Source organism: Actinoplanes philippinensis (assembly GCF_900113015.1).
Classification (GTDB): Bacteria; Actinomycetota; Actinomycetes; order Mycobacteriales; family Micromonosporaceae; genus Actinoplanes; species Actinoplanes philippinensis.
Window position 1 is genome coordinate 76,634 of the sequence record NZ_FONV01000020.1, and the last position, 12,811, is coordinate 89,444.

A 12,811-nucleotide genomic window follows, 5' to 3' on the forward strand; every position below is an offset into this window, starting at 1 on the left:
GGCTGACCGGCATGCCGGTTCGTGTACGTCCGCGCGGCGGGATCTCACCGGCCGACCTGCTGGTGTCGGTCTTCGTGACGGTGCTGGCCACCTGGTGGTGGCATCAGTTCCGGGCGGGCGGGCTGGCGTTCGGCCTGATCGCCGGCGGGATCCTGCTGTGGCGCCGGCGGTACCCGCTGGCGGTGCTGGCCGCCCTGTCGGCGCTCACCACGGCGACGGCGACGATCGTGGTCGACGGCACCTGGCTGCACGAGGGGATGCTGCTGATCACCCTCGCGCTGGCGATGTGGGCGGTCATCGTCCACGCGGCGACGCTGCGGCGGGCGGTGGCCGGCGGGGTGGCCGCGTCGCTGGCCGCTGCACTGGTCCAGACGATGCAGGGCCGGCACGGGGCCGGGCTCTTCGAGCTCACCGTGCGGGACATCGCGACCAGCTTCGAGGTCGTGATCGGATACGGGGGCGTGATCTGGGCGGTCGCCCTCAGCGTCCGCTACTTCGGGCAGTTGCGGGTGAACGCGTCCGAGCGGCGGCAGCACCTCACCCGGATCGCGGTCGCCGAGGAGCGGGCCCGGATCGCGCGGGAGCTGCACGACATCGTCGCGCACTCACTGTCGGTGATCGTGCTGCAGGCCAACGGCGCGGCCTACGCGTTCGACCGTGATCGGGACCGGGCCCGCGAGGCGTTACGCATCATCGGCGCGACCGGGGCGGACGCCCTCGACGAGATCCGCCAGCTCGTGGAACTGCTCCGCAGCGACGACGGCGGGCCGGACGACCGTACCCCCGCCGCTCTCGACCAGATCGAGGCGGTGGTGCAGCGGGCCCGGGACGCCGGGTTGCCGGTCGCCCTCGCCGTGCACGGCACGCCCCCGGAGGTGGCCGGCGGCGTCGCCCTCGCGGTGTGCCGGATCGTGCAGGAGTCGCTGACGAACACGTTGCGGCACTCCGGTCCGCGCCCGGCGGCGACGGTGACGGTCAGCTACCGGCCCGGCGGCATCGAGATCGAGGTCACCGACTCCGGTGGCGGCGGCGGCTCGCCGTCGTTCACCGGCGGCCACGGTCTCGTCGGGATGCGCGAGCGGGTCGCCCTCTACGGCGGCACGTTCGAGGCCGGGCCACGGCCGGACGGCGGCTGGCGGGTCCACGCCGCCCTCCCGGCCACCGGCGCGCGGGCGGTGACCGCGTGATCCGGGTGGTGCTCGTCGACGACCAGCACCTGGTGCGGGCCGGGTTCCGGATGGTCCTCGACTACCAGGACGACATGACGGTGGTCGGCGAGGCCGGCGACGGGGCGGAGGCGCTGCGCCTGCTGCGGACCACTCCGGCCGACGTGGTGGTGATGGATCTGCGGATGCCGGTGCTCGACGGGGTGACCGCGACCCGGCGGATCTGCGCGGCCGGGCCGCTGCCCCGGGTGCTGGTGCTGACCACCTTCGACACCGACGAGGAGGCGTTCGCGGCGCTGCAGGCCGGGGCGAGCGGTTTCCTGCTCAAGAGCGTGCCGCCGGACGACCTGCTCAAGGCCATCCGGGTGGTGGCCGGCGGCGAGTCCGTGGTGGCGCCCCGGGTGACCCGGCGGCTGCTGGACCGGTTCGCCGGGCGGCTGACCAGCGGCGAGGACGCCGGGCCGGGGGCGCACGGGCTCACCGAGCGGGAACGGGAGGTGCTGCTGCTGGTCGCCCAGGGCCTGTCCAACCTGGAGATCAGCGCCCGCCTGCAGGTCGCCGAGGCGACGGTGAAGACCCACATCGGCCGGATCCTCGGCAAGCTGGGCCTGCGCGACCGGGTGCAGGCGGTGGTCTTCGCCTACGAGTCGGGCATGGTGCGACCCGGCGAACCGTCCTGAGGGCCGCGGATCTAGGGTGGATCGATGGGGACGGTACGCAAGGTTCAGGTCACGTTCGACTGCGCGGACCCGGAGCGGGTCGCCCGTTTCTGGTGCGAGGTGCTCGGCTATGTGACGCCCCCGGGCAGCTCCGGCGTCGCGACGGATCCGGCCGGCGACGGCCCGCGCCTCTACTTCCAGCGGGTGCCCGAGGGCAAGGTCGTGAAGAACCGGGTGCACCTCGACGTCCGGGTCGGCACCGGCCTGGTCGGCGACGAGCGGCTCGCCGTGCTGACCGCCGAGAGCGAGCGGCTCACCGCCCTCGGCGCGACCGTCTTCCGGGTGCTGCACGCCGACGAGGAGAACGAGTCGTGCATCGTCATGCAGGATGTCGAGGGCAACGAGTTCTGCCTCGACTGACCGCCGGCTACTCGCAGGGCTCGAACGCGTTGGTGATGTAGGCGATCCGGCCCGAGCCGTCCTCGTGGTCGCCCGCCCACACCATCGCGGGCTCGGCCGCCGTGGTGATCCAGTACATCTGGAACACGTCGTCCCAGCGGGCGGTCGCTCCGGGGATCAGGCGTCTCGCCTCGCCGACGGTGGTGGCGGTGGTGACGTCGTGCGGCAGGGTCACCCCCTTCGGGATACGGCCGGCGCCGACGGTCCAACCGACGAGACGGCCGGGTCCGGCCGGTGCGAGGGTCACCGTCAGGGCGCCCCAGGCGAGGGTACGGCGAGGGCCCGCCGCCGGGTCCAGCTCGCAGCCCTTGCCGTCGACCGCCCGGTCCGGTGTGCCCAGGGTGCGGCGCAGCATCCGTTCCGCGGCCTCGGCGGACCCGCCGACCTGGATCCGCCCGACCGCCGTCGGTGTCAGCACGAGCCCGGCGAGCCCGGTGTATCCCCCGTCACCACCGCGCCCTCCGTCCGCCGTACGGGGTTCTCCCCACGCGGGCGCGGCGGCGACGGTGATCAGGACGGCGACGGCGGCCAGGCAGGTCGGACGCCTGGTGGAAGAGGACGGCACCGGTTCATCATCGGCTGCCGCGGACCGGGATCGGGCCGGCACGGCGCGGCCGCTGCGCCGGTCCACCCGTCCGCGTGACGACCGGGTGGTGGGAAACCGGTCCGGGCGGCTTGCCCCGGCCCGGCAGGATCGGCCCCATGAAGGTGCATGAGCAGATCAGCGGACGGCTCCGGGAGTTCATCGAGGCGCAGCCGATGTTCTTCGTGGCGACCGCCCCGACCGGCCCCGGCGGGCACGTCAACGTCTCCCCCAAGGGCATGTCCGGCACGTTCGTGGTGCTGGGCGGGCACCGGGTCGCCTACCTCGACTACCACGGCAGCGGCGCCGAGACGACCGCCCACCTCGACGAGAACGGGCGGATCACCCTGATGTTCTGCGCCTTCCAGGGCCCGCCGAACATCGTCCGCCTGCACGGCCGTGGCCGCACCGTCCCGGTGACGTCACCGGAGTTCAGCGAGATGCTGGCCCTCTTCCCGTCCCCACCGGACACCCACGCCGTCCGCTCGGTGATCGACGTGGCCGTCGAGCGGGTCAGCGACTCGTGCGGTTACGCGGTCCCCCTGATGTCCTACGAGGGCGACCGTGATCTGCTGGTCCGCGCCCACGAGCGCCGCTCCGAGGAGGACCTGGCCGAATACCGCCGGGTGAAGAACGGCGTGAGCATCGACGGCCGCCCGATCTTCGCCGCGCACCCGGTTCCGTAGCCTGTGACGGTGATCGAGCAGGGGCGGCGGGAGCTGCAGCGGATGCGGGAGACGCCGGAGGCGTGGCGGGAGCTGCGGTACGAGAAGGGCGCCGCGGCCGACGGCTACGACTGCGATGTGAACGCCGTGCGGCGGGCTCAGGTGCTGTGGGCTCTGCAGTACGACCGCCGGGCCGGCGACCTCGCGCTCGTGCGGTGGCTGGCCGAGGCGGAGGCGCTGTGCCGGCGGGAGGCGCCGTTCCAGGGGCTGACCGAGGAGGCCGAGCTGGCCGGGTTCCTGCTGGCCGAGTATCGGCAGGTGGAGGACGTCTGGACGCAGTGGGAGCTGAAACGGGCCAACTTCGACACGTGGTGCGGTTACGACATCGAGCACGTGGTCGCCGCGGGCGTCGCGACGACCATCGATTTCGTACGGGACAGCGAACACCCGTACCGCGAGGAGGTCCTTGATCGTCTCCTCGGTGACGACGGGCAGCCGGAATGCTCCGAGGACGACGTCGTGGCGTGGGCGCGGCGCCGGCGGATGGTCTTCCCCCGCGACCCGGCCGGCGAGAGCGCGCTCACCTGGGTGGCCCGGGCCCGGCTGGCCGGCGCCGACGAGACGGCCCGGCAGTGGCTGGACCGCTGGGCCGCCGGCCGCCCGCGCGACCGGGAGACGGTGTCCCGGCTGCGGTTCGAGCTGGCCGATCTCGGCGCGTTCGCGGAGGCCGCCGCGGCACAGCGGGAGCTGGTGGCCTTCGGCGGCACCGCGTGGGACCGGGCGTCGGCGTGGCTGAGCCTGGCCGAGCTGGAACGCAAGGCGGGCGGTCACGACGCCGCCTGGGCGGCGTTGCGGGAGTGCGGACGAACGCTCGGCGACGTGTCCGGCTGGACCGAGGTGGGGCTGGGCCGGACGTTCGTGCACGAGCTGTTCCTGCTGGCGGGCGAGGCCGGGGACGATCTGGCCGGCGCGGTGTTCGCCGAGGCGGACCGGCGGGCGGCCGTGGTGCCGCGACTGCCGCTGGTGGCGTTGCAGGCGGCCGCCGAGGCCGCCGGCCGGGCCGGCCATCCGGAGCGGGCCGGGCACTACCGCCGGGCGCGCGACGCCGAGCAGCGCCGGATCGACGAGGTCATGCGGTGACCTGGAGGCGTTCGGCCAGGCCGCGCAGCTCGGCGCCGCCGGCGTTGCGGTTCGAGCGATCCAGCAGGGTACGGGTGGTCTCGCGGGTCAGGGCCGACGTGTGCACGTGCTGGGGCGCCAGCCGTTCGGCGACGAGCAGCAGCCGGATCGCCTCCCGGTCGCGGCCCCGCAGCCGGGCCAGCGCCCGCGCGGTGTCGGCGTAGTAGAACACCTGCCGGAAGCCGACCGGCAGGGCTGCCGGGTCGGTCGTGCGGGCGATCGCGGCGGCCCGGCCCGGGTCGCCGCCGTCGGCCTCGATGCCGATCTGCCAGAGGGACACGTTCGTGGGGCCGAAGTAGAGGCCCATCGTCGACGTCTCGCCGGTGTGGGCGGCCAGCGACGCGGCCTCGGCCGACCAGGCGCGGCTGTCGTCGAGGCGCCCGCGGCCGCGGGTGGCCAGCGCGCAGATCAGCATCAGCGAGCCCATCACCTCGGCGACACCCGGCCGGCCAGGGTGGGCGCGCAGCTCGTCGACGGCGCGTTCGGCCAGGGTGAGCCCGCGCTGGTAGGAGCCGCAGCCGGTGGCCGCGCAGGCACGGGCGTACGCGGCGTACCCCAGGAGGGCCGGGTCCCCGGAGGCGACGGCCGCGTCCCGGCAACGCTCGGCGCCCAGCCACGCGTCGGCGAGGCGGCCCAGGTTGCGCAGCACCGACGAGGCGATGAAGGTGACGTCGCAGAGCAGCCGGATCGCTGTCACCCGGTCCGGGCCGGCGGCCGCCGCGTGCAGGTCACGCAGCACGGCCGGGAGGAGACGGGCCGCGCCCGCGTAGTCGCACGCCTGGCGCAGCGTGTCGATCAGCGTGATCGTCCGGGCCAGCTCGCTCACCGGCACGGACGGCGGGCCGGCCGGTTCGGACAGGTCGACGTCGACCAGCGCCTGGCGGACGGCGTGCACGTGGGCGTGCGCGGCGACGACGTCGCGATCCGCGGCCGGCACGGCGACGCCGGTCAGCTCGGCGGGCGCACAGTCGAGGGCGGCCGCGATGTCGGCGAGCGTGAACCGGTTGTCGGCGGCCTGCCGGCCCCGCTCGATCCGGCTCCAGGTGGCGTGGGAGAGCCCGGCCCGGCTGGCCGCGAACCGTACGCTCCATCCGCGCAGCTGACGGCGTGCCCGAATACGTTCCCCGATGCCGGGGTCACCGCTCGGTCGTGGTGTCATGCCCGGACGCTAACCCGGTCGCGGGCCGCTGCCGGTACATGCCCGCACCACCGGCGCTAGCGCGCGGACTCTCCGTAGACCAGGCGGAGGATGGCGTCGGTCAGGGTGTCGAGCAGCTCGTCCTCGTCGTAGGCGCCGGGGTCGGCGTAGACGTCGGCGAACATGGTGCTGCGCAGGTTGACGGCCATCCGGGCGAGCAGGGCGGGCGGGCCGCCGACGGTCAGGCCGGCGCGGGCGTCGCGCTCGATGCGGGCGCTGAACAGGGTGCAGCCCTTGTCGACGAGCCGGTCGCGGACCTGCATCACGTCGGGACCCGGGTCGGGAGCGAGGAACGCCTCGCGCAGCCACCGGCCGTCGACCTTCCACCGGGCCAGGCCGGCGGCCAGGCCGCGTCGCAGCGCCGCCCGGTCGAGCCCGTCGGCGGCGAGCCACTCGGCCAGCTCCACGTCGGCCTCGGCGATGCCCTGGTCGACGACCGCGGCGAGCAGCGCCTGCTTGGACTCGAAGTAGAAGTAGAACCCGGAGCGGGTGATGCCGGCCGCGCCGGCGAGCTCGTCGATCGTGACCTGACCGATCGGCTTGTCCCGGAAGACCCCTCGCGCGGCGTCGACCAGGGCCTGCTCGCGCTGGTCGCCTTTCGTGGGGGCTCGGCGGCTCCTGATGGCTGGCACGGCGACGACTCTACACGGCATCAAATGTAATTGACGATGCATCTTTTGTTTTTGACACGACGTTGAAAATCCTTGGCGGCAGGTCTACGGTCGGCGCATGTCCTTCAGAACGCGGCTGGCGTTGCCCGTCGCCTCGTACGTCGTCCTGCTCGTCTCCGCACTGCAGACCCTCGTCGTCCCGGTCGTCGCCGACATCCAGGCCGAGCTGGGCGTCTCGGCCAGCGCGGTCAGCTGGGTGGTGACCGCCAACCTGCTGGCCGCCGCGGTGCTCACGCCGATGCTCGGCCGCCTCGGCGACCTGCACGGCCGCCGTGCCGTGATGCTCGGCGTGCTGACCGTGGTGCTGCTCGGCTCGGTGCTCGCCGCCACCACCTCCAGCCTGCCGCTGCTGCTCCTCGGCCGGATCGCGCAGGCCGCCAGCTTCGGGCTCTTCCCGCTCGCCATCGGCATGCTCCGTGAGGAGCTGCCACCGCACCGCCTGACCGGCGCGATGGCCCTGGTCAGCGGCATGTTGTCGGTCGGCGCCGGACTCGGCCTGGTGATCACCGGCCTGCTCATGCGGCAGGGCGGCGACTACCACCGGCTGTTCTGGCTGGCCACCCTGCTGACCCTGATCGGCCTGGCCGGCGCCTGGCTGCTGACCGCCCGTCCCGGCGCCGCCTCCGGCACCCTCGACTGGGCCGGCGCGGCCCTGCTCGGCCTCGGCCTCGTGCTGCTCCTGCTGCCGCTGGCCGAGGGCAACAGCTGGGGCTGGGGCTCGGCCCGGGTGCTCGCCCTGCTCGCCGCCTCGGCCGTCACCCTGACACTGTTCGTCCTGCTCGAACGGCGGGTCACCCATCCGCTGGTCAGCCCCCGGATGCTCAGCCACCGCCCGATCGTGGTCGCCAACGCGGCCGGGCTGTACCTCGGCTTCTCGATGTTCGCCGTGTTCCTGGCGGTGTCCACGCTGGTGCAGACGCCACCCACGGTGGCCGGCTACGGTTTCGGCGCGTCGGTGCTCGCCACCAGCCTGATCTATCTGCTGCCCGGCACCGCGAGCGGCGTGGTCACGGCGCCGCTCGGCGGCCGGCTGGTCGCCCGCTTCGGCGCCAAGGCCACCCTCGTGGTCGCGGCCGTGCTGGCCGCCGCCGGCTTCGCCTGGCTCGCGGTGCTGCACGCCGCGACCTGGCAGGTCATCGCCGGGGCGCTGGCCGTCAACACCGCTGTCACCTTCGGGTACGCCGCACTGCCCGCCCTGCTCATCGCCCACGTCGAGCCCGCCGAGACCGGCATCGCCAACAGCGTGAACTCGATCGCCCGCTCGGTCGGCATGTCACTGGGCACCGCGTTCGTGGTCACCATGACGACCCGCAACCCGATCCCCGGCCCGGTGCCGCTGCCACGGGAGTCCCAGCTCGTGACGGTCTTCGTGGTCGGCGCCGCCCTGGCCGCGGCCGCCGCCACCGCCGTGGGCCTGCTGCTGCCGCGAGCCCGCCGGCCGAGACTCACCGTCGCCGAGGTGGAGGCCGACGAGGTGCTGGGCGCGGCCGGGCTCGATGTGCCGGTCCGCCCCTGATCACGGCGAGTACCGGCCCTCCTCGGAACCGGACCCGGACCCGATGCCGCTGGCCCCGCGCACGGAACTGAACCGCACGAGCCGGCAGCGGCCCGTCACTCCACCGGGCAGCGGTCACCGGACCTACAGGCCGGCGTCGCTGAGGATCCGGTACATCCGGCTCGGAGGGAGCACGGGGTTGGCGGCGGCATCGTCGGCGACGTCGGGGACCGGGTCCGACAGCAATCGCTCCAGCAGCGCGTCCGTGATCCCGGGATGGCGGGCGGCCGCACGGCGCAGAAAGGACTCCGCAGCGGCGGCGAACGCCTGGAGGGCCGGCACGGGCAGCCCGGGATCCTCCAGGGCGACGCGCCGCACGTACGGGCTCGGCTCGTCGACCAGCGTGCGCAGCACGTGCCGGGGGAAGTTGGGGTGCTCGACCACTCCGGTTCGGCCGGATCCCACGCCAGTGCCACCTCTGCCGCAACGCTTCCGCCCGCACGCTCGGCTTCGACCAGCGCGAACAGCCGGCCTCTCGTCGCGGCGCCGACATGGCGGCTGCGGGCCACCGCGACCCGCACGATCGGGTCGTCGACGGCCAGGAGCCGGGTGACCATGCCGGCGGACAGATGCGGGTTGCCCGCGGCGGACCGGCGGACCTCGTCGTCCTCCGTTCGCATCAGCTGTGCGAACTGGTCCGGGGTCAGCGGGTGGTAACGGGCCACGTTCGCCCGGGTGGCCGGGTCGGCAGGGCCTCGATGCCGATCATCGCCTCGTGCTCCACGGTCCATCGGACGAAGTCCGCGTGGGCGTCACGGATGGCGGGGTCGGGATGCCTGGCGATTCTGCGGCGCATCGCCGGGGAGACCCGGTCGCCGTGCAGGCCCACCGCGGTGCCGCTGTCGCCGTGCGTGAGCAGTGCCTCGACGACGGCGTCGGCCATCCGGCCCTGGCGCTGCGCCAACCCGTGCCGCCCGGCCTCGTGTGCGGCCAGGCGCACCAGGACGTCCTCCGGGGCTTGCGGGTTTCGCCCCAGCCCGGAGAGTCGCGGATGGCCGAGGCTCGTCATCCGCCCACCGTAGCCGGACCCGGATCAGGCCGCCGGAAGCGTGGTCGCGGCGTCGGCTCGGTAGGACCGGATCGTGCCCTTGCCGGCGGCCTTGGCGTCGTACATCGCGATGTCGGCGCGGCGCAGCAGCTCGCCCAGCGGGTGGGCGCCGGTGGCCAGGCCGATGCTGCCGCCGACGGCCACCCGTTCGCCATGGGTCTCCACCGGCTCGGCGACGGCCGCCAGGACGCGGGCGCCCACCTGCCGGGCCGTGTCCGCGGTGGCCGGCTCGGCCAGGACCAGCGCGAACTCGTCCCCGCCCAGGCGCACCACCAGATCACCCGGCCGGACCGCCCCGGTCAGCCGGCCCGCCACGGTGACCAGGACGTCGTCGCCGGCGGCGTGGCCGAGCCGGTCGTTGACCGGTTTGAAGCCGTCCAGGTCGAGCAGCAGCACCGCGCCGCCGCCTGCGGTCTCGATCATCCGGCGGCCCAGGTCGTTGAAGGCGGCCCGGTTGTGCAGGCCGGTCAGCGCGTCGTGGTGGGCCTGGTAGGTGAGTTCGGCCTGCTGCCGTTCGAGGGTGATCGCCAGCCGGCCCACGATGGCGACGGTCATGAACTGGCGGGCCAGGATCAGCGTGAACGTCACCAGCAGCACCCACACCACCGGAGCGGGCAGCGTGTCGTCGCGCAGCAGCTCGGCGGCGGTGGTCACGACGGCGAGCAGGATCGGGACGTACGGCAGGATCACCCAGCGGCCGGCGAAGTGCCGGTGCGTGCCGGCCGGGGCGGACTCGGGGGCGCGGGCCCCACCGGCGAGCATGACGAGCCCCGCGGCGAGGACGAACCCGGCGCCGCCGCCCCAGGTGTACCAGGGGTCGCCGACCACCTGGTTGCGCAGGCCGAGGAGGGCGGCGACCGCCAGCACCACCGCGGCCGAGCCGAGCAGCCGGGGGCCGTCGCCGGACGCCTCCGGCAGGTGGCGCGACATCATGACGAGGGCGACCGCGACGGCGATGATCTCCGGGGCGATCAGGGCGGCTGTGTAGCCGCTGGAGAAGATGCCGTCCACCGCGCCGCGGGCCGGCTCCAGGACGTACATCCAGGTCAGCGCCAGGACGGCGCCGGAGACCGCGGCCACGTCGAGCAGGCCACGAAGGCCCTCGGCGACACGCATCGGCGGGCTGCTCAGGTGCATGCCCACCGGCAGCAGCAGCGCCGCGACGACCGACAGCGCGGCGCCGGCGGTGGAGGCGAGCGGCGCCGGGTGGATCTCGTTGACCAGCAACAGCGCGTCAGCCACGGCCCAGAGCGCGGTGGAGATGGCGGCCACCGTCACCGCGGCTCGGCGCCGGCCCCGCTCGACGCCGATCCGGCGGCCGAAGCGGGCGGCCGCGATGCCCGCCAGGACCACGATGATCACGTCCGAGAGGCTGCGCCCGGCTCGCAGCGAGAGGAACGGCACCGCCATCTGGAACGCGCCCGCGACGACGGTCACCGCCGCCAGCCGCCACCGCAGAGACCCCGTCACAGCCCTTACAACGACGGCCGCTACACCGACCTGAGCAAACGGCGCCCGCATTGACATACTTCTTTCGTTCCGCCGAGGATGGGAGCGCTCCCAACTCCCCCTCGTTCGTGGAGACACCGTGAAGATCCCCTCCTTGGCGGGCGCCGTCCTGCTCGCCGCGATCACCGCCGTCCTTCCCCCGGCCGCCGGCGCCCGCGCCGCGGCGGCCGCCGACACCCGCGTCGACATCGACGTGCGCGCCGGACTCGCCACCGTCGGCGCCACCGCCATCGGCGTCAACCACGCCATCTGGGACGCCCAGCTCGGCACCCCGGCCGTCGCCGACCTGCTCGGCGACGCCGGCGTGACCATGCTGCGCTATCCGGGCGGTTCCTACGCCGACATCTACCACTGGCGCGACCACACCGCGCCCGGCGGCTACGTGGCGCCGGGCACCGACTTCGACACGTTCATGGCCGGGGCGCGGCGCACCGGCGCCGAGCCGATGATCATCGCGAACTACGGCACCGGCACCGCCCAGGAGGCCGCCGACTGGGTGCGCTACGCCAACGTCACCAAGGGCTACGACGCCACCTACTGGACCATCGGCAACGAGAACTACGGCAACGGCCACTACGGCTCGGCCTGGGAGGCCGACGACCACGCCGACAAGAGCCCTCGGCAGTACGCCGCGGAGATCGTCGCCTACTCGCAGGCGATGAAGGCCGTCGACCCGACGATCAAGATCGGCGCCGTGCTCACCATGCCGGGCAACTGGCCGGACGGCATCGTCGGCTCCGGCGACACCGGCACCTGGAACCAGGAGGTGCTGACCCGCGCCGGATCGGCCATCGACTTCGTGGACGTGCACTGGTACCCGGGCGGCAGCACCCCCGCCGAGACCCTCACCCGGACCGCGCACATCCAGGACGCCGTGTACCTGCTGCGGCAGCAGATCAACCAGTACGCGGGAACCGGCGCGAGCCGGATCGGCATCAGCATGACCGAGACCAATGTCGAGGTCGGCCGCAACACCCAGCCCGGCGCGCTGTTCCTCGCCGACGTCTACAGCGGGCTGCTCGCCCAGGGCGTGTTCACCGTCCAGTGGTGGAACGTCCACAACGGCCTCGGCACCGTCTCCGAGGTGGCCGGCGAGACCGACTACGGCGACTACGGGCTGCTGTCCAGCGGCAACTGCAACACCGACGACACGGTCTGCCAGCCGGCGCTGAACACGCCGTTCGCGCCGTACCACGCGCTGTCACTGGTCGGGGACCTCGCCCGGGCCGGGGACCGGTTCGTCGGGACGGGCAGCGACAACGGGCTGGTCAGCGCCCATGCGGTCCGGCGGGCCGACGGGGACCTCGCGGTGCTGCTGGTCAACAAGGACCCGGACAACGCGCACACTGTCGCGCTCGGCTACCGGGGGTTCACACCGGCCGGCGGGGCGCCCACCGTCGCGTCGTACGGCAACGGTGACGACGGGGTGCGCACCGGCCCCGAGGGCAGCGCCACCGCGCAGACCCTCGAGCCGTACTCGATCTCGCTGATCACGGTGCGTTCCGGGCGTACCGAATCAGGATCGCCGAAGGCGCCCGGCCGGCCGTCGGCGACGGTGACCGACCGGACCGCGACGATCACCTGGCCGGCCGGCGCGGCCGGGCTGAAATACGAGGTGTACCGGCAGAACGGGGGCGTCAGCGAGCAGCTCGGCGAGACCTCCGGGACGTCGCTGACCGTGGGCAACCTGGACCCGGGCCGCCGCTACACCGTCAACGTGCTGGCCCGGGACGGCGCCGGCCGGCTGTCGCAGGCGTCACCGCCGGTCACCTTCACCACCGGCGCCCCGGCCACCTCGTCGTGCACCGTCAAGTTCCGCGACACCAACGACTGGGGCAACGGGTACGTCGGCGCCATCGACATCACCAACAACGCGGCCGCCCCGGTCAACGGGTGGACCCTGGCCTTCACCTGGCCGACCGGCTGGCAGAGCGTGAGCAGCGGCTGGAGCGCCACCTGGAGCCAGGAGGGCCGCACGGTCCGGGTGACCAGCGACGCCGCCCTGGCCGCCGGAGGGACCGCGAGCGTCGGGTTCGTCGGCAGCTACAGCGGGCCCAACGTGCTGCCGACCGTGTTCACCCTCAACGGCACGGTCTGCGCCGGCGCCTGACCACCGGCT

Annotated in this window: 13 protein-coding genes; 7 read left to right on the forward strand and 6 right to left on the reverse strand. The window is 73.9% G+C overall.

Annotated elements, in window-relative coordinates; genetic code table 11:
• Positions 1-11 precede the first annotated feature (11 nt).
• Genes BM290_RS40125 through BM290_RS40135 form a run of 3 tightly spaced genes read left to right on the forward strand, consistent with a single transcriptional unit; the run spans position 12 to position 2,245 of the window.
• Positions 12-1,187: a sensor histidine kinase gene (locus tag BM290_RS40125; protein WP_093621216.1), complete on the forward strand. Its 1,176-nt coding sequence runs from the start codon at positions 12-14 to the stop codon at positions 1,185-1,187.
• Positions 1,184-1,846: a response regulator gene (locus tag BM290_RS40130; protein ID WP_093621217.1), complete on the forward strand. Its 663-nt coding sequence runs from the start codon at positions 1,184-1,186 to the stop codon at positions 1,844-1,846. The genes BM290_RS40125 and BM290_RS40130 overlap by 4 nt, the downstream gene beginning before the upstream one ends.
• A 24-nt stretch (positions 1,847-1,870) precedes the next feature.
• Positions 1,871-2,245 carry a VOC family protein gene (locus tag BM290_RS40135; protein ID WP_093621218.1) on the forward strand — a complete coding sequence of 125 codons (375 nt, stop codon included), beginning with the start codon at positions 1,871-1,873 and terminating at the stop codon, positions 2,243-2,245.
• Between the two features lie 7 nt (positions 2,246-2,252).
• On the opposite strand, the gene BM290_RS40140 is transcribed toward BM290_RS40135, so the two are convergent.
• Positions 2,253-2,849 carry a hypothetical protein gene (locus BM290_RS40140; protein WP_143134109.1) on the reverse strand — a complete coding sequence of 199 codons (597 nt, stop codon included), beginning with the start codon at positions 2,847-2,849 and terminating at the stop codon, positions 2,253-2,255.
• A gap of 137 nt (positions 2,850-2,986) precedes the next feature.
• On the opposite strand from BM290_RS40140, the gene BM290_RS40145 reads away from it, so the two are divergent.
• Complete coding sequence (locus BM290_RS40145; protein WP_093621220.1) at positions 2,987-3,553, forward strand: pyridoxamine 5'-phosphate oxidase family protein; 567 nt, start codon at positions 2,987-2,989, stop codon at positions 3,551-3,553.
• Between the two features lie 9 nt (positions 3,554-3,562).
• A complete protein-coding gene (locus BM290_RS40150) occupies positions 3,563-4,672 on the forward strand; it encodes a hypothetical protein (RefSeq protein WP_239144042.1) in 1,110 nt (369 codons plus the stop codon).
• Here the strand turns inward: BM290_RS40150 and BM290_RS40155 are convergent.
• Positions 4,662-5,870, reverse strand: coding sequence for a helix-turn-helix domain-containing protein (locus BM290_RS40155; protein ID WP_093621221.1), 1,209 nt, complete (start codon positions 5,868-5,870; stop codon positions 4,662-4,664). The two genes, BM290_RS40150 and BM290_RS40155, sit on opposite strands and share 11 nt — an antisense overlap.
• Before the next feature lie 56 nt (positions 5,871-5,926).
• Entirely contained in the window at positions 5,927-6,541 is a 615-nt protein-coding gene (locus tag BM290_RS40160) for a TetR/AcrR family transcriptional regulator (RefSeq protein WP_093621222.1), read from the reverse strand.
• A 97-nt stretch (positions 6,542-6,638) separates the two neighbouring features.
• On the opposite strand from BM290_RS40160, the gene BM290_RS40165 reads away from it, so the two are divergent.
• The gene (locus tag BM290_RS40165) at positions 6,639-8,096 is read left to right on the forward strand and encodes an MFS transporter (protein WP_093621223.1); all 1,458 of its coding nucleotides are present in this window, start codon (positions 6,639-6,641) and stop codon (positions 8,094-8,096) included.
• Positions 8,097-8,219: 123 nt separating this feature from the next.
• On the opposite strand, the gene BM290_RS50365 is transcribed toward BM290_RS40165, so the two are convergent.
• From BM290_RS50365 to BM290_RS50885, 3 genes are all read right to left on the reverse strand, one after another.
• Entirely contained in the window at positions 8,220-8,540 is a 321-nt protein-coding gene (locus BM290_RS50365; RefSeq protein ID WP_239144041.1) for a hypothetical protein, read from the reverse strand.
• A 238-nt stretch (positions 8,541-8,778) separates the two neighbouring features.
• Positions 8,779-9,144 carry a hypothetical protein gene (locus tag BM290_RS40175; protein WP_093621224.1) on the reverse strand — a complete coding sequence of 122 codons (366 nt, stop codon included), beginning with the start codon at positions 9,142-9,144 and terminating at the stop codon, positions 8,779-8,781.
• 24 nt (positions 9,145-9,168) lie between these two features.
• A complete protein-coding gene (locus BM290_RS50885) occupies positions 9,169-10,653 on the reverse strand; it encodes a GGDEF domain-containing protein (protein ID WP_093621225.1) in 1,485 nt (494 codons plus the stop codon).
• Between the two features lie 118 nt (positions 10,654-10,771).
• Between BM290_RS50885 and BM290_RS40185 the strand changes: the two genes are divergently transcribed.
• A complete protein-coding gene (locus BM290_RS40185; RefSeq protein WP_093621226.1) occupies positions 10,772-12,802 on the forward strand; it encodes a cellulose binding domain-containing protein in 2,031 nt (676 codons plus the stop codon).
• Positions 12,803-12,811 lie beyond the last annotated feature (9 nt).

Coding starts and splice junctions, on each gene's coding strand:
- BM290_RS40135 (WP_093621218.1), top strand. CDS start 1,871: ATGGGGACGGTACGCAAGGTTCAGGTCACGTTCGACTGCGCGGACCCG.
- BM290_RS40175 (WP_093621224.1), bottom strand. CDS start 9,144: ATGACGAGCCTCGGCCATCCGCGACTCTCCGGGCTGGGGCGAAACCCG.
- BM290_RS40145 (WP_093621220.1), top strand. CDS start 2,987: ATGAAGGTGCATGAGCAGATCAGCGGACGGCTCCGGGAGTTCATCGAG.
- BM290_RS40125 (WP_093621216.1), top strand. CDS start 12: ATGCCGGTTCGTGTACGTCCGCGCGGCGGGATCTCACCGGCCGACCTG.
- BM290_RS40155 (WP_093621221.1), bottom strand. CDS start 5,870: ATGACACCACGACCGAGCGGTGACCCCGGCATCGGGGAACGTATTCGG.
- BM290_RS40165 (WP_093621223.1), top strand. CDS start 6,639: ATGTCCTTCAGAACGCGGCTGGCGTTGCCCGTCGCCTCGTACGTCGTC.